This window comes from Aquirufa aurantiipilula, from assembly GCF_019923745.1.
Taxonomy (GTDB): Bacteria; Bacteroidota; Bacteroidia; order Cytophagales; family Spirosomataceae; genus Aquirufa; species Aquirufa aurantiipilula.
The window spans coordinates 38,578-55,700 of record NZ_JAANOG010000010.1 but is presented as its reverse complement, the minus strand read 5'-3'; the positions used below and the strand labels follow the sequence as shown (position 1 = coordinate 55,700).

The following is a 17,123-nucleotide window of genomic DNA, read 5'->3' as shown; positions in this document are numbered from 1 at the left end:
TGCTTCTTACAGCAGTGATGTTGCAAATTTATTATCATGAGAAAAAGAATTGAAAAGAACGACGGTCGTCGTTCAGATTCAAACCCCAAGTCTTCGGACGACCGCCGTTCAAGTAGAGGCGGAGAAAGAGCACCTTACGCAGGTCCTCGTTCCAATTCAGAAGGACGTTCCTATTCAGGACCACGTTCAGATAGCCCAAGAAGTTTTTCAGGCCCAAGAAGAGATTCAGGAGATTCTCGTCGCCCATTAGGAGACGGAGAGAGAAGACCTTATTCAGGACCAAGAAGTGATTCAGACCGCAAACCATACGAAGGAAATCGTGATGGTGGAGAGCGTCGTTCATTCTCAGGCCCAAGAAGAGATTCAGGAGATTCTCGTCGCCCATCAGGAGACGGAGAGAGAAGACCTTATTCAGGACCAAGAAGTGATTCAGATCGCAAACCATATGAAGGAAATCGTGAGGGTGGTGAGCGCCGTTCATTCTCAGGACCAAGAAGAGATTCAGGAGATTCTCGTCGCCCCTCAGGAGACGGAGAAAGAAGACCTTATTCAGGACCAAGAAGTGATTCAGACCGCAAACCATACGAAGGAAATCGTGAGGGTGGTGAGCGCCGTTCATTCTCAGGACCAAGAAGAGATTCAGGAGATTCTCGTCGCCCCTCAGGAGACGGAGAAAGAAGGCCTTATTCAGGACCAAGAAGTGATTCAGACCGCAAACCATACGAAGGAAATCGTGAGGGTGGTGAGCGCCGTTCATTCTCAGGACCAAGAAATGATTCAGATCGAAAGCCATACGAAGGAAATCGTGATGATGGAGAACGTCGTTCATTCTCAGGCCCAAGAAGAGACTTAGTAGATTCTCGTCGCCCATATGGAGATAGAGAAAGAAGACCTTATGATGCGAATCGTGAATTTTCTGAAGATAAGCCATTTGTGCCTAAAGACGAATTTCGTTCAGAGCCAACAGGCGATCAAGGAAATGATGAGGTAAAGCCAAGAGCTTATAGCAGTGAGCGTACTCGTCCGAATACCAGAAGAGACGATGCCCCAGAAAGCAGCAATTATTCAGAAGGTAGAAATGCGAAGTTTTCTAAGCGTGATACCTTTAAAAGTAGAAATCGCTATGAAGAGAAACCAGCATTTACTCCTCAATATAAATTAGACCGTTTTAGAGAAAAAGCTCCAGCACGCGTTCAGAAGAAATTCATTCAGGAAGAACGTAAAAATGATTCCATTCGTTTGAATCGTTTCATCGCCAATGCAGGTATTTGTTCTCGTCGTGATGCGGATAAATTGATTGAAGCAGGAGAAATCAAAGTAAACAACAAAGTGATTACAGAAATGGGCTATCAAGTTCAACCTACGGATATTGTAAAATACGGTAACCGTAAATTAAACAGAGAAAAGCCTGTATACGTACTATTAAATAAACCCAAGGATTTCATTACGACCACAGAAGATCCCAATGACCGTAAAACTGTTATGGAATTGGTGAAAAATGCTGGTGATGCTCGCATTTATCCAGTAGGTCGTTTGGATAGAAATACCACTGGTTTGATTTTGTTGACCAATGATGGAGAATTAGCAGATAAATTAACTCATCCTTCAAATGAAATTGAGAAAATCTATCAAGCTGAATTGGACAAGCCTTTGACTGATGAAGATTTGGAGAAGATTAAAGCAGGGTTAACGTTAGAGGACGGTGAAATCAAGGTTGATGATATCGCTAAGGTTACACCAGATGGCTATGTAGTTGGTGTGAAAATACACTCGGGCAAAAACCGTATTGTTCGTCGTATTTTTGAACATGTAGGCTATGAAGTGACCAAATTGGATAGAACTACTTTTGCAGGTTTAAATAAGAAAGATTTACCTAGAGGTAATTGGAGATATTTATCTGAAAGAGAATTGGTTAAGTTGAAATACTTAATGTAGTAACAAACAAAAGGCCCATTTTCATGGGCCTTTTGTTTTAGTCATCTAGAAGGTTTTCGTTGCCACGAACCTTTGATTATATATTCATTAATGATTCTCTTCTTCTCATTTTTCCAGCTGGAATACCGAACATCATTTTGAAACGACGGCAGAAATATGCGGTGTCTTTGTAACCCACTTCAGAACCAATGGCACGAATTGATTTTTTTGTAGTTCTCAATAAACCTACTGCAGCTTCCATGCGTTGGTATTCAATATAATCCTGTGGATTAATACCTGTTAGCATTTTGAAGTACTGTCCAACATAATCTTCCGATACGTTAGCCACGTTCGCTAGTACTTTGTTAGAAAGATCACCACCCAAATTGTCTTTGATGTAGGCGAAGATATCGATTAAGCGAGGGTCTTTGAAATATGTACTATTGGTAGCTAATTGCTCTACAAACAAACGGTTTCGGATGATGTAGCGAATTACTTCAATAACAATTTCTTCTGTCTTAATTTTGATGATACGTCCCTTGCCAATTTCCTCTGACATATCTTCTAACAAGATTTCCTTGATGGATTGAGCTAGGTCATCATCTTTTTTAATCAAAAATGGAGGAATGTCTAAGGAAGTAAAGAAGTTGACAGAGTCAAAAACCTTAGCTTCAAAAGCTACCATACCAAAAGAATTATCTGCTTTACCGATGGTATTTGGATCCATGTTTTGGTCAAAATACAATTCACGGTGAGTCATGAATTCTTCATTATTCACCGCTTTCGGTTTTTCGGAATTACCATAGGTCACACTGACCATTTTTCCGCCAGGTATAAAGAGCATATCACCCTCTTCAACAGGAGTGTCTTCTTCACCAAATGATACCTCCCCTTTGTACAAAATCAAGAGGGAGTTTTCGACATCATAATAATTTTTGATGCGGATTGGTTGTAATATTCTAATGTTTCTCGCCTTAATGAATTTAACACCAAGGGATTCGATAATTTTGTTATAATCTTCCATTTTTTTGCTCGTTTACAAACATTCAGAACATTTGTAGGATTAAACTTGGACAAAACTAATAAAACAGATAATAATTCCAAATTATTTAATCCAATTTTTTCCTTAAATTGACAAATAAATTATTGTAATAAACCTATAATTGGCCGCTTATGGGTAGGAAAGTATTCAAAGCGTACTTTTGATAGACTTTTATAATTATTTCGAGGATATTCCATTTTTTGGTTTAATTTAAATAATTAGCTCGTTTTTTATTGGTAAATTTGTTTTTTAGCTTTAGTTCAGCCACACGACTGGGGTATATTTTAGCAATCAATTATGGGAATTTTTAATTTTCTAACCAAGGATATTGCCATCGACTTAGGTACGGCCAATACCCTGATTATTCACAAAAATCAAGTGGTGGTAGATGAGCCATCCATCATCGCGTTGGATCGAACAACCAACAAAGTGTTAGCTGTTGGTAGACAAGCCATGATGATGCATGAAAAGACCAACGATAACATTAAAACCATTCGTCCATTGAAAGATGGAGTTATTGCAGACTTTACTGCAGCGGAGTTAATGATGCGTGGCTTGATTAAAATGATGGACAAAGGAAATTCATTTTTCTCACCAGCTTTACGTATGGTTATCTGTATTCCGTCGGGTATCACTGAGGTGGAAAAAAGAGCGGTAAAGGATTCAGCAGAGCATGCCGGTGCACGTGAAGTATACATGGTACATGAGCCGATAGCTGCGGCGATTGGAATTGGAATAGATATCGAACAACCTAACGGTTCTTTGGTAGTAGATATTGGAGGAGGTACTACAGAAGTTGCGATTATTTCATTAAGTGGTATTGTCGTTGAAAATTCCATCCGTGTTGCGGGGGATGAGTTCACTCGTGATATCAAAGATTATTTATTAAGAGAACACAAGTTGATTATTGGCGAACGGTCAGCCGAACAAATCAAAATTCAAGTAGGGGCAGCTTTACCAGAACTTGAAAATCCACCAGCGGATTTTGAAATTCGTGGTCGTGATCAGATGACTGGGATCCCGAAAGAGATTTTAATCAACTATTCTGAAATAGCTTATGCCTTGGATTCTTCTATTACTAAAATAGAGGTTGCCATCATGGAGACACTTCAAAGAGCTCCAGCTGAATTGTCGGGTGACATTTTTCACAATGGAATTCACTTAGCTGGTGGTGGCGCCATGTTGCACGGTTTGGATAAGCGTATCGAAAAGAAAACGCAATTGAAAGTCCATGTAGCAGATGATCCATTAAAGGCCGTAGTACGTGGAACAGGAGAAATCTTGAAAAATCTAGAGAAATATAAACCTGTTCTAATCACCTAGTCAAAAAAATTTAGGTATGAATCAATTGTTTCAATTCCTCTTACGACAAAGGAACTTCCTTTTGTTTTTCGTATTGGAATTGATCAGTTTGTGGTCTGTATTTAAATACAATGATTACCAAAGAACACTTTATTTTAATACTACAAATCAGTGGGTGGCTTCTTTGTTGGCTCAAAAGCAAGAAGTTCAGAATTACTATCAACTTAGGGATATCAACCGAGAATTGGCTGCAGAAAATGCAAAATTGCGACAAGATGTGTTTCAATTAAAAGCCAAACAAGCGCCCGATTTAAAATTACCTTATTTTATCAGTGAAGCCGTATTAAATCGCTATCAACCAGTTGCCTGTAAGGTAATCGATTTATCAACTCAGCAATCTCAAAATTATTTGACCATAGATAAAGGAACCAAGGATGGTCTTCATCCCGGAATGGCCGTTATTTCTTCCACAGGTGTAGTCGGTAAGATACTTTCTTGTACAGAAAATTTATCCTTGGTAATTTCCATTTTACATATCAATAATACGGTTTCTGCTAAATTGAAATCCAGTGGTGAGTTGGGATATGTTAAATGGGCAGGCTGGCAGCCTGAGGTGGCGGAAATGATGGATGTATCCAAATATAAAAAAGTAGTAAAAGGAGATACTGTAGTTACCTCGGATTATAATGCGGTTTTTCCTCCCAATGTGCCCATTGGTATTGTAGCTAAATTAGGTTTGAAAAAAGATGGCAATTTTCATGATATTAAAATCATGTTATTGACCCATTTTTCTACATTACAATATGTCTACGTGATCAAAAATCGATTGGCATGGCAACAAGCTAAATTGGAACAATCTAAACCTAAGCCGGAATAAGATGGGATCAAGTAATACATTTCGTTGGATATTGACGGTCACCTTCACTTTATTCATTCAAGTTCTATTTTTACGGGATTTGACCATCGCCTATTTCGCTTTTTGTTTCATTTATGTTTGGCCACTAATTAAAGCTCCTATAGATACACCTCCTGCCTATTTAATGTTGGGGGCTTTTATATTAGGCTGGATTGTCGATGTTTTTTATAATACCCACGGGATGCATGCTTTTGCTTCCGTTCTCATGGCTTCCTTACGCTCACCTATTTTCAGATTATTAACTCCCGCTAATGGATATGACGAGCGCTCCAGAGTAAGTTTACAAGAAATGAGACCATTGTGGTTTTTTTCGTATTTGTTTTTAATGCTATTTAGTCACCACACCATTTTGTTTTTATTAGAAGCTAGTGATTTGGATTTACTAGGTATAAGTCTCCTGAGAGGCTTTACAAGTTGTTTATTAGGAATCGTCGTATTCGGAATATTGGAGCTTTTCAATTTGAACAAATAAGCCTTTTTGTCATATTTTTCCTCTCTTTTTTCTTGGGCATAAAATTGTAGGAAGGAATGTACGTTATCAGAAAATGATAATGCCTTAATATAATGACTATGGACGTCCAAGTAGAAAATGAAATCGACCCTTCGCCTCAGGCGAGACTGATTTTTGAAAAAGAATTTATGCCGCATTTAGATGCGATGTATAATTTTGCTTTGAGATTGACGAATGATGAAGATGATGCACAAGATTTAGTGCAAGATACCTGCTTAAAAGCTTACCGATTTATTCATTCTTTTGAACCGGGCACTTATGCTAAAGCATGGTTATTTCGCATTCTGAAGAATAATTTTATCAATGATTACCGCAAAAAATCTCGAGGACCATCCAAAGTAGAATTTGAATGGGTGGAGCAATCTTTTGCTGGAGACGATGATCCTGAGCCATCTCATCAAGCAGATTTACACGCAGAGACTGTCAACGAAATGTTGGGAGATGAGATTACCAAAGCCATTCAGGCCTTGCCAGTAGACTTCCGCATGATAATTATTTTATGTGATTTGGAAGAGTTTAGCTATGAAGAAATGGCGAAGATTTTGAATATTCCTATCGGTACTGTACGTTCTCGTTTACACCGTGCCAGAGCATTATTGAAAGACTCTTTAGCCACTTATGCTAAATCAAAAGGATATGGAGCTGACACTTTGTCAGATTTGGATTGAACTTTTACACCAAGGCTTGCGTTAGCCCAAACAGAATGAATTAATTAATGAGCATGAAGAAGAGCTGTGAACATCAGAAAGATTGCATGAAGCTAATCCAGCGAATATTGGATAAAGAAGCAAGTCCAGAAGAGGAGGCTGCCTTTTTGGCCAATAAAGATCAATGTATCCCTTGTCAAGAAGGATATGAATTAGAAACCTCTCTGAAAAAGGCGATTAAAGAGAAATGTACAGCAAAATGTCCAGATGAACTTTTCGCCAGGATCAAAGAGAAACTTTTTCTATTAATTATCCTTATTTCCATCTTAATTCCCTTATTTTGTTAGCTTAAACAAACAACAATTTTTTGGAAGGGAAATTAATTATTTTTTCAGCACCTTCGGGTTCAGGTAAAACGACCATCGTTAAAGAACTCATCAAAAATAATTCCAATTTGGGATTTTCTATTTCAGCATGCACCAGAGATAAGCGCGGAAGATCCGAAGAGAATGGTAAAGATTATTATTTTTTAACACCGGAAGAATTTCGTCAAAAAATCAATGAAGATGCATTTGTTGAATGGGAAGAAGTCTATCCAGGAGCTTATTACGGCACTTTAAAATCAGAAATTGAGCGTATTTGGGCATCCGGCAAACATGTCATATTTGATGTAGATGTTAAAGGTGGTCTTGCCCTTAAGAAATATTACGGAGATCGCGCCTTAGCCATATTTGTGAAGGTTCCAACCTTAGAAATATTAGAAGAAAGATTGCGTTCAAGAGGTACAGAAAGTGAGGAGGCTCTATCCAAACGTATTTTTAAAATGAAGTTTGAATGGTCTTTCCAAAGTCAGTTTGATGTCATTTTGGTGAATGATAAATTAGAGGAAGCTATCGAGGAGGCTCAATCCCTTTTTGATGACTTTACCCAATAACCCATGAAAATTGCTCTTTTTTTTGGTTCGTTTAATCCCATTCATCATGGTCATTTGATGATTGCACAAGCGATTTTGAATCAAACGGATGTGCAACAGATTTGGTTTGTGGTTTCCCCTCAAAACCCACACAAAAAGAGTAAAAGCCTACTACATGAATTTGATCGCTTGGATTTAGTAGAAAGAGCAATCGCAGATAATTATCAATTCAAAAGCTGTGACATTGAATTCAGTTTGACAAAGCCTTCCTATACCATTGATACGCTGATTCATCTATCAGAAAAGTATCCGAATCATGAATTTGAATTGATTCTAGGTGGAGATAATTTGGAACAATTTAAAAGTTGGAAAAACTACGATAAGATTCTTGATTATTTTGGTCTTTACGTATATCCACGTGGGGAAGTTCCAACAAGTGACCTTTGGGATCACCCTAAAGTAAAAAAGGTCAATGCGCCTGTTTTGCACATTTCGGCAACTTATATCAGAGAATGCATTCAGAAAAACCAGTCGATTAAATATCTAGTTCCTGATAGCGTGGAGCAATTAATCGCTCAGAAAAAATTCTACATTTAGGCCTTAGCGCTTAAAATTTGTTTTCATTTTTCAGTCCATTCCCTTTTTTGCGAATTTGCCTTTGGTGGGTATTGGGGATTTTAATGGTTCCAGAAAATCCTCAAGAATGGGGTTGTACATTTCTTTTTTGCTTGTTTTTATTGGGGCTATTGATTCTCATCATTTGGGTAAAAAATAGATTCATATTCTTGTCATTTTTATTGTCCTTCGGCTGTTTTTGTGCAGGATACATAAGAACGAAAGACATAAAAAACGCCTTTCAAAAGCTTCCCAACAATGTAATTGCATTTCGATTTCAAGTTCTCAGCTCTCCAATTAAAAAGCCAAGAACCTATGCCTTTGTAGGTGAAATTTCAACCTTTTTGAATACAAAAGGAGAATGGAAAGAAGTTAAATCCAGAAGTCAATTTTACCTCGAGCATACTGCCGGGATTCCCAAATTAGGAGATTATTTTCTGGCAAAAGCCCATCTTCAAAACATCCGTCCTTCAGCGTTTCCTTTCGGTCAAAATTGGCCAGCTTACTATGCTAGAAAAGGAATTTATGCGACTGCCTATTTACCCGCTAAACAAACCAAAAGAATACAGCACAAGGAAGACGATTTTGTTTTTAAGGCATTTTTTGAACGAATTCAATATCAACTGTTACGACATCTTCATCGAGCGCTTCCAAATGAAAGGAATAGGGCTGTAGGGGGCGCAATGTTATTGGGAGGTCATGAAAGTATCGACTTTGAGACTAGAAGTAGTTATGCTGCTTTAGGAGCCATTCATATTTTGTCAGTTTCTGGGATGCATGTGGGAGTTCTTTTTTTGTGCATTCAGTTTTTTCTCCAATTTATACCAAAACGAAATCACATTACCACTGTTGGATCTTTCCTTTTACCCTTGTTTTTTATTTGGATGTATGCTGGGATAACTGGATTTTCTGCTCCTGTTTTAAGGGCTAGTTGTATGTTTTCGGTGGTGCTTTTTGCTCAGACTTTTCGATATCCCCTAAATTCTATCAATCTCTTGGCATTTACTGGATTTGTCATGTTGGTTTGGGATCCTATGCAATTATATGATGCAGGTTTTCAATTGTCGTTTTTAGCTGTATTAGGAATTCTACTTTTTCAAGTTAAGTTACATGCTCTTTGGGAACCGAAAATGAAGCATTCGTGGCTTCAGTATCTGCTTAAGCAAGTTTGGGCATTAACTACGGTAGCCATTACCGCTCAGGTTCTGACTTTTCCTTGGATCTTATTTTACTTTCATCAGTTTCCACACGTAGGAATTATGTTATTGGCGAATCCATTGTTGGTCTTACTATCCACTATTTCATTGATTTTGGGATTGGCTTTTTTGCTGATTGCACCCCTTTTATATGCTTTTGATATTACTTATTTCTATGTATTACTAGGTAAATGGTTGAATATAAGTTTCACTGTTTTACATGAAGTGATGTTTTGGATTGATCATACCCTTCAACCAACTACTCCATTTTTACATTGGGAGACTTGGATGTTTTTTCCATATTATTTGATATTACTATTGGGGATAATTTGGTGGGAAATCAGGCATAAAGTCATTTTAATCCTATTGGCTTCCCTGTTTTTGGGGAGTATTACATATTTTCAATGGGAGCAATGGCAGGCATTTAGAAAACAGAAAATTGCTTATTTGGGCCAGTATCGAGGAGAAACAGTATGGCTAGAAATACATGGTTTAAAAGCTAGGTTGCGGGCTTCGCACAAGATATTCCAAGACCCAGCATGGATTCAATCTAATATTTCACCTGTTTTGGCACATCATTTTATTCAGGATACCATTCATGAAAGATGGAAGTCCGAGGAGAATGTTTCTTGGACTTGGAAAGGGAAGAGATTTTATCTTGCTCATTATTCCACTGTTTTGTTTCCAAAAGGAATCAATGTAATGATTCTCGATAGCAAACTAAAAAAACAAGGTTTTGAATGGTTGAAATGGAGAAGACCGGAAAACAGGTTTTGGACTCAATCATTAACAGATTATTCTCAAAGGAAATTGAATCTAATAGAAACTAAACCCAATTTTCAAATGGCTTTGGATACCGTCACAGCCAAAGGGTATTAAAAAAGGCTGTCGTTTCGGACAGCCTTTGAAATTATTTATTTTTTTGCTCTTGACGTTTACGTTCGTTTGGATCTAAGAAGATCTTACGCATACGTAAAGACTTTGGAGTGATTTCTAAGTATTCATCTTTTTGAATGAATTCCATACACTCTTCAAGTGAGAAGTTCAATTTAGGAGCAATCTTGGTATTGGTATCAGTACCTGAAGCACGCATGTTAGTTAATTGTTTTGCATTCTGCAAGTTAACCTCGATGTCGTTTTGGCGATTGTGCTCACCAACAACCATACCTGAGTAAATCTCCTCACCTGGATCGATGAAGAACACCCCTCTGTCTTGTAATTTATCAATTGCGTATGGTGTAGCAACTCCTGTGTTCATAGAAATCAATGAACCGTTAATTCTTCCTGGGATTGGACCTTTGAAGGGCTCATATCCAATAAAACGGTGTGCCATGATTGCTTCACCAAAGGTAGCTGTTAACACTTTTGAACGTAAACCAATCAATCCTCGTGAAGGAATGTTGAATTCTAAGTGTTGTAAGTCACCTTTAGGTTCCATAATCAACAATTCACCTTTACCTTGTGTAGCTAATTCAATTACTTTACCTGCTACTTCTTCTGGAACGTCAACAACCAAAGATTCAATTGGCTCTAATTTTTCACCATTATCACCTTCTTTGTAGATTACTTGTGGTTGACCAACTTGTAATTCATAACCTTCACGACGCATGGTCTCGATTAAAACCGATAAGTGAAGGATACCACGACCAAAAACTAAGAATTTATCTTCACTTTCAGTAGTCATTACTCTCAAAGCCAAGTTTTTCTCTGTCTCTTTGAATAGACGCTCACGAATATGACGAGAAGTTACCATCTTACCTTCTCTACCAAAGAATGGAGAGTTGTTGATCGTAAACAACATGTTCATGGTCGGTTCATCAATAGCGATACGCTCCAATGCTTCTGGATTTTCTGGATCAGCTAATGTATCTCCAATTTCAAAATCTTCAATTCCGGTAACTGCGCAAATTTCTCCACATTCTACCGTATCAACACGTACTTTACCTAAGCCTTCAAAAACTTGAAGTTCCTTGATACGCATTTTTTTAATAGAGCCATCTGACTTACAAAGTGCAATAGGCATATTTTCTTTCAAAGTTCCACGCTCCAAACGTCCAATCGCGATACGACCAACAAATGAAGAATAGTCTAATGAGGTGATTTGCATTTGAGGAGTACCTTCCTGTACTTTAGAAGCAGGAATGTGCTCAATAATGGCATCTAACAATGGAATGATATTGTCAGTTGGAGTTTTCCAATCCGTATTCATCCATCCTTGTTTTGAAGAACCATATAAACAAGGGAAATCCAATTGCTCTTCTGAAGCGTTCAAGTTGAACATCAAGTCAAATACAGACTCATGTACCTCATCTGGGCGACAGTTTTCTTTATCTACTTTATTAACAACCACGATTGGCTTTAATCCTAAAGCGATGGCTTTCGATAATACGAAACGAGTTTGAGGCATAGGGCCTTCAAAAGCATCTACCAATAACAAAACACCATCAGCCATACGTAAAACACGTTCTACTTCACCTCCAAAGTCGGCGTGACCAGGAGTGTCAATGATGTTGATTTTCACGCCATTGTAGCGAACGGATACGTTTTTAGAAACAATCGTAATTCCACGCTCTCTTTCTAGGTCGTTGTTATCCAAGATAAGATCACCAAATTCTTGATTTTCTCTAAAAATCTTAGATGCATGAATGATTTTGTCGACTAGAGTAGTTTTACCGTGGTCAACGTGGGCAATAATGGCAATGTTGCGAATGCTTTGCATATAATAATGGCGCTTTGATGAAATCAAATCTCTCTGCCTGAGGAAATTTAAGGTGCAAAGGTAGGGATAATTTCTTAGAAAAGTACTAATTGAAGATAATGAAATCGTGAAATCTTAGTCTTGATTTACTTTCTGAGAGGCAGTTTTGATTTTCTTTGGATAGAAATCGGCGATTTTTTTCAGAATATTCTCAGAATCTATTCCACACAATTGGTATAGTTCATGAGGTTCGCCATGTTCAATAATGTCGTCAGGAACTCCTAAACGTAATATAGGTTTGTTGTACCCATGATCTAGCATGAATTCGGCAACGGCAGAGCCAAAGCCACCTTGAATGCATGCGTCCTCTACCGTGATGATCTGATTATATTGAGAAAATACTTCATGGAGCATCTCTTCATCCAATGGTTTGACAAAGCGCATGTCATAAAGTGCAGGTTTCATACCCAAAGACCTTGCTTTTTGGCAAGCTAATTCGGCTTCATTACCAATATGACCGATGCTTAAAATAGCAATTTCTTCTCCATCTAAGACTTTTTGGCCTTTACCAATTTTAATTTCCTCAAATGCCGTTCTCCAAACAGGCATCACGCCTGCTCCTCTTGGATATCGGATAGTTATGGCTTTTTGATGTTCTTTAAATTTATCCAAAGAAGCGGTGTACATGATATTGCGAAGTTCCTGCTCGTTTTTAGGAGCGGCAACAATCATGTTCGGAATACAACGCATGTAGGCCAAGTCATACAAACCATGATGAGTGGGTCCATCTGCTCCTGCGAGACCTGCTCGATCTAAACAAAAGATGACAGGTAGTTTTTGCAAACAAACATCGTGTACCACTTGGTCGTAGCCTCTTTGCATAAAAGAACTATAGATATTGCAAAAAACGGTTAAACCTTGTGTCGCCATTCCTGCTGAAAAAGTAACGGCATGTTGTTCTGCAATACCCACATCAAAAGCACGATCAGGCATAGCTCGCATCATGATGTTCAAGGATGAACCTGAAGGCATGGCAGGAGTAATTCCCATAATTTTGGGGTTTTGTTCTGCCAATTCTAAAATGGTATGTCCAAAAACCTCTTGGTATTTAGGAGGTTGTGGGTTATCAAATGTCTTTTTATGAATCTCCCCCGTGATTTTATCAAATTTACCTGGTGCATGCCACAGGGTTTGATCTTTCTCGGCCAAAGAATAGCCTTTCCCTTTGGTGGTAATACAATGCAAAATTTTAGGACCTGGAATGTCTTTTAAATCATTTAACACAGTAGTTAAATATTGTACATCATGTCCGTCAATAGGGCCAAAGTACCTTAAATTGAGAGATTCAAAAAGGTTACTTTGCTTGAGAAGGGTCGCTTTTAAACCGTTTTCGATTTTTGAAACAATCTCTTGGGCCGATTTGCCAAACTTGGACATCTTTCCCAAAAGATTCCAAACATCATCTTTCACCCGATTGTAAGTGTGGGAAGTAGTAATGTCTGTTAAATATTCTTTTAAAGCACCTACATTGGGATCAATGGCCATGCAATTATCATTCAAGATAATCAGCATATTATTGGGAATATCTCCCGCATGATTCATGGCTTCAAAAGCCATACCTGCTGTCATGGAACCATCTCCAATAACGGCAATGTGCTGTTTGTGAAATTCTTTCTTATATCTGGATGCCACAGCCATACCTAAAGCTGCAGAAATTGATGTAGATGAATGTCCTACACCAAAGGCATCATATTCACTCTCAGAGCGCTTTGGGAAGCCACTGATACCTCCTAATAATCGATTGGTATGAAATGAATCCTGACGGCCAGTTAAAATTTTATGTCCGTAAGCTTGGTGGCCTACATCCCAAACAAGCTGATCTTCAGGAGTATTGAATACATAATGAAGGGCTACGGTTAATTCAGTAACTCCCAAAGATGCACCAAAATGCCCACCATTTACTGAAACATGATCAATGATAAATTGACGCAATTCATGACAAACCGCAGGTAAATCTGCAGGGGACAACTTCCGCAAATCCGCTGGGGATTGGATTTTGCTTAAGATAGGTCCGGCTTGAAATTGCATCGTGGAGTGGGAAATTTTGATGAAGGGTTCTGGTTTAACAATACAAAGGTAAAAATGTTTTCGGCTGACTAGTCATTTTTTTGACTTGCTTTAAACAATCGTTTCTTTTCGTGCTTGCTTAGACTTTCATATCCTGAAGTAGAAATTTTGTCTAAAATCGCGTTTAATTCATCCTCTTCAATCTCTTCGGCCTCATTTTGTTCAACAAAATCTTGTATTTTCTTCTGGACAGTCATGGAGTAAGAATAAATTTTTTCTTCTGGGACCGGCCTTCTCGCTTGTCTTCTTTGATAAGAATATGCATAAAGAAAGCCTAATAAGGCTCCACCCAAATGGGCGATATTGCCTCCCGCATTTATCCCTGTAGTTTCAATCATAGACCATAGAATATAAAATGCAGCAACATATTTTATGGCGACTTCACCAAAGATCAGTAAGTGTACTTTATAATTAGGCTGTAAGGTTGCAGCACCTACTACAATTGCAAAAACACTAGCAGAGGCTCCATTGAGATAGATATGTCCTTTCATGACAAAATAGGAGAAACTATTCAATAGCAGAATGTAGGCAATAGCACCTGCTAAACCACCTAAAAAATACAATTGTATCAGACGTTTTTGACCGACGAAACTATGGATGATACTGCCAAACCAATACAGGAAAAGCATGTTAAAAACTAAGTGGAATATCTCAAAATGAGCAAAGAAATAGGTAAAGAATGTCCAAGGTTTGTATAAAACTACTTTGGGCTGAGATGAAAGAGCAATCTGTTCTAAAAGCTGGTTATACCACTCTTCCTTTCCTGCCAGAGATAAAAACACATGGCTCAATGAAATAACAACAAATACAAAGACATTGGCTAATATAAGTCGCCACAACCCATTTTCAGGGTTTTGAATGACGAGCTTAATGTCCTGCCAAATACTTTTCATCTCAATAGAAATTGTTTCTTTGTGTTTTCCAAACCTTCAAAAGAATCACGGCGAAAATCATTCCTCCAATGTGAGCAAAGTGGGCTACATTATCCCCTTGACTTTGCTGAATACCCGCATACAGTTCATATAGGCCATAAAAGGTTACGAAATATTTGGCCTTGATGGGTATTGGGAAAGGAAATAAAAACATTTCTGAATTTGGGAATAAATAACCAAAGGCCATGATGATTCCAAAAATGGCTCCAGAAGCTCCTCCCAATGCACCCATGTTGATGAGTGCTTCATAATTGGATATTACCCAATTGATATTTATTTGTCCACCTGGAGCGGATATAACTCCATAATGTTGGGCGTAATCAATCAAGTTATCCGAATTTGGGTTTGATAAAACGAGTTCAGTTGCCCTTCTTATTTCTGCGAAATCAATGAAATGTTGGATGCCCATATACAATAGACCTGCCCCAATTCCGCAAAAAAAGTAAAAGAAAAGAAAGCGCTGAGCTCCCCAAATGCGTTCTAAAAGTGAGCCAAACATATACAACCCGAACATATTACCTAATAGGTGCATGAAACTGGCATGTACAAACATATAGCTAACCACTTGGAAAAAACGAAAATCGCTGGCTCCAAAATAATGTAATGTGAGCAGTTCTTGAGGAAAGCCAAAGCCCTTGATCAAGTAAAGCCCCACATTAATTAATAATAAAGTACGAACTGTAGGTGTTAAGTTTTGTAGCATTTTCTTATTCTTCGTAACCCCAATCTATGGAGGTTTTCATGTCTTTAATGAGTAATCCCATGGATTTGAAAGTAGCCCTAATTTCATCCACTTTATCGTATTGCTTACTTTGTTTGAATTCAGCATACAATTGTAATAAGCCTTGAATCATACTTTCCCAATGATCAGGAAGTTCTTCTTTAATGCCTAATATATTTTCTAAGAATGAAATATAGCTAGTTTTTAATAAATCAAAAGACTTTTCACCGATGGACTCCAAGGAAACTTGACCCGTATACAACTGATTAATTTTCTTCAACAACGTGAATAAATGAGCTATAGTTACTGCTGTATTTAAATCATCGTTCATTCCATCGTAACATCCTTGAACAGCTGCTTCGATTTCTTCCCCATGTTTAGCCTCTATAGCTTCATGATTGGCATTAGCTGGGAAAGACATGTTTTTCACAATGCGAAGTCCATTAGCAATACGCTTATATCCTTTTTGAGCTGCCTTTAATGCGTCGTTAGAAAAGTCTAAGGTACTTCTATACTGTGATTGCAACATGAAAAAGCGAACTGTCATAGGGCTGTAAGCTTGATCCAATAATGGGTGATTCCCACTAAATAATTCAGAAGGCAAAAAGGAGTTGCCTAATGATTTACTCATTTTTTGCCCATTCACCGTTAGCATATTGGTATGCATCCAATAACGAACAGGGGCTTTTCCATAAGTGGCTTTGGCTTGAGCTATTTCACATTCATGATGAGGGAATTTTAAATCCATTCCACCACCATGAATATCAAATGTATCTCCTAAATATTTGTGGCTCATGCATGTACATTCCAAATGCCATCCAGGGAAACCTTCTCCCCAAGGTGATGGCCAATGCATCAAATGCTCTGGCGCAGCTTTTTTCCATAGGGCAAAATCCAAAGGATTCCTTTTTTCACCTACTCCATCTAAATCGCGAGTTTCTGTTAATAAATCTTCCAAAACACGACCAGAAAGTTTTCCGTAATCGCCTCCTTGTTTATTATACGTTTCTATGTCAAAATAGACTGAGCCATTGGATTCGTAAGCTAAACCTTTGTCCAGAAGTATTTTAGTGGTTTCAATTTGCTCCATGATGTGTCCTGTAGCCGTCGGTTCAATACTAGGAGGAAGTAAATTGAATTGTTCTAATACCTGGTGGAAATTTTGTGTGTAACGATGTACAATTTCCATGGGCTCAAGCTTTTCTAGCTTGGCCATTTTTCCGATTTTATCTTCTCCTTCATCCCCATCGCCCACTAAGTGTCCCACATCGGTGATATTTCTGACATAGCGTACTTGGTAGCCAATGTGGCGTAAATAGCGGTGTAAAATGTCAAATGAAGTGAAAGTCCTTAAATTACCCAGGTGGACATAATTATAGACCGTAGGTCCACACACATATAATCCTACATGTGGAGCATTGATGGCCGTGAATAATTCTTTTTCTCTACTGAGTGTATTATATAATTTTAAGGCTTGCATGGTCTAATTTTCCCTTTCGGAGCGGCTATTTATAAAAGAACTAAAATTACTTTGATTCTTTTAAACCACCAAACGATATATAAAGCTTGAATGTTTTATACTAGGGCGG

15 protein-coding genes are annotated in these 17,123 nt (G+C 38.0%); 9 read left to right on the top strand and 6 right to left on the bottom strand.

Annotation, left to right across the window (positions count from 1 at the left end; all coding sequences use genetic code 11):
• The first annotated feature begins 36 nt into the window (after positions 1 to 36).
• Positions 37 to 1,935 carry a pseudouridine synthase gene (locus G9H60_RS11170; RefSeq protein ID WP_223144138.1) on the top strand — a complete coding sequence of 633 codons (1,899 nt, stop codon included), beginning with the start codon at positions 37 to 39 and terminating at the stop codon, positions 1,933 to 1,935.
• Positions 1,936 to 2,011: 76 nt separating this feature from the next.
• Here the strand turns inward: G9H60_RS11170 and G9H60_RS11165 are convergent, their stop codons facing one another.
• Positions 2,012 to 2,938, bottom strand: coding sequence for an AraC family transcriptional regulator (locus tag G9H60_RS11165; RefSeq protein ID WP_109324300.1), 927 nt, complete (start codon positions 2,936 to 2,938; stop codon positions 2,012 to 2,014).
• A 315-nt stretch (positions 2,939 to 3,253) separates the two neighbouring features.
• Here G9H60_RS11165 and G9H60_RS11160 point away from each other — a divergent pair, with 315 nt between their 5' ends.
• The 8 genes from G9H60_RS11160 to G9H60_RS11125 all read left to right on the top strand — a co-directional run bounded on the left by G9H60_RS11160 (position 3,254) and on the right by G9H60_RS11125 (position 9,935).
• Positions 3,254 to 4,279, top strand: coding sequence for a rod shape-determining protein (locus G9H60_RS11160; protein WP_109324299.1), 1,026 nt, complete (start codon positions 3,254 to 3,256; stop codon positions 4,277 to 4,279).
• Between the two features lie 16 nt (positions 4,280 to 4,295).
• Complete coding sequence (gene mreC, locus G9H60_RS11155; protein WP_223144137.1) at positions 4,296 to 5,135, top strand: rod shape-determining protein MreC; 840 nt, start codon at positions 4,296 to 4,298, stop codon at positions 5,133 to 5,135.
• Position 5,136: 1 nt separating this feature from the next.
• Positions 5,137 to 5,646 carry a hypothetical protein gene (locus G9H60_RS11150; RefSeq protein WP_223144136.1) on the top strand — a complete coding sequence of 170 codons (510 nt, stop codon included), beginning with the start codon at positions 5,137 to 5,139 and terminating at the stop codon, positions 5,644 to 5,646.
• Between the two features lie 92 nt (positions 5,647 to 5,738).
• The gene (locus tag G9H60_RS11145; RefSeq protein WP_262900022.1) at positions 5,739 to 6,353 is read left to right on the top strand and encodes a sigma-70 family RNA polymerase sigma factor; all 615 of its coding nucleotides are present in this window, start codon (positions 5,739 to 5,741) and stop codon (positions 6,351 to 6,353) included.
• A 53-nt stretch (positions 6,354 to 6,406) separates the two neighbouring features.
• Positions 6,407 to 6,679: a phosphohydrolase gene (locus G9H60_RS11140; RefSeq protein WP_166229664.1), complete on the top strand. Its 273-nt coding sequence runs from the start codon at positions 6,407 to 6,409 to the stop codon at positions 6,677 to 6,679.
• A 20-nt stretch (positions 6,680 to 6,699) separates the two neighbouring features.
• A complete protein-coding gene (gmk, locus tag G9H60_RS11135; RefSeq protein WP_223144135.1) occupies positions 6,700 to 7,266 on the top strand; it encodes a guanylate kinase in 567 nt (188 codons plus the stop codon).
• 3 nt (positions 7,267 to 7,269) lie between these two features.
• On the top strand, positions 7,270 to 7,842 hold the full coding sequence (nadD, locus tag G9H60_RS11130; protein WP_223144134.1) for a nicotinate (nicotinamide) nucleotide adenylyltransferase: 573 nt from the start codon (positions 7,270 to 7,272) through the stop codon (positions 7,840 to 7,842).
• 83 nt (positions 7,843 to 7,925) lie between these two features.
• Entirely contained in the window at positions 7,926 to 9,935 is a 2,010-nt protein-coding gene (locus G9H60_RS11125) for a ComEC/Rec2 family competence protein (protein ID WP_262900026.1), read from the top strand.
• A 31-nt stretch (positions 9,936 to 9,966) separates the two neighbouring features.
• Here the strand turns inward: G9H60_RS11125 and typA are convergent, their stop codons facing one another.
• The 5 genes from typA to cysS all read right to left on the bottom strand — a co-directional run bounded on the left by typA (position 9,967) and on the right by cysS (position 17,014).
• Entirely contained in the window at positions 9,967 to 11,775 is a 1,809-nt protein-coding gene (gene typA / locus G9H60_RS11120) for a translational GTPase TypA (RefSeq protein ID WP_223144132.1), read from the bottom strand.
• Between the two features lie 114 nt (positions 11,776 to 11,889).
• Positions 11,890 to 13,842, bottom strand: coding sequence for a 1-deoxy-D-xylulose-5-phosphate synthase (gene dxs, locus G9H60_RS11115; protein ID WP_223144131.1), 1,953 nt, complete (start codon positions 13,840 to 13,842; stop codon positions 11,890 to 11,892).
• 68 nt (positions 13,843 to 13,910) lie between these two features.
• On the bottom strand, positions 13,911 to 14,774 hold the full coding sequence (locus G9H60_RS11110; RefSeq protein ID WP_223144130.1) for a rhomboid family protein: 864 nt from the start codon (positions 14,772 to 14,774) through the stop codon (positions 13,911 to 13,913).
• A 1-nt stretch (position 14,775) separates the two neighbouring features.
• The gene (locus G9H60_RS11105; RefSeq protein WP_223144129.1) at positions 14,776 to 15,516 is read right to left on the bottom strand and encodes a rhomboid family intramembrane serine protease; all 741 of its coding nucleotides are present in this window, start codon (positions 15,514 to 15,516) and stop codon (positions 14,776 to 14,778) included.
• Between the two features lie 4 nt (positions 15,517 to 15,520).
• Positions 15,521 to 17,014: a cysteine--tRNA ligase gene (gene cysS / locus G9H60_RS11100; RefSeq protein ID WP_223144128.1), complete on the bottom strand. Its 1,494-nt coding sequence runs from the start codon at positions 17,012 to 17,014 to the stop codon at positions 15,521 to 15,523.
• Positions 17,015 to 17,123 lie beyond the last annotated feature (109 nt).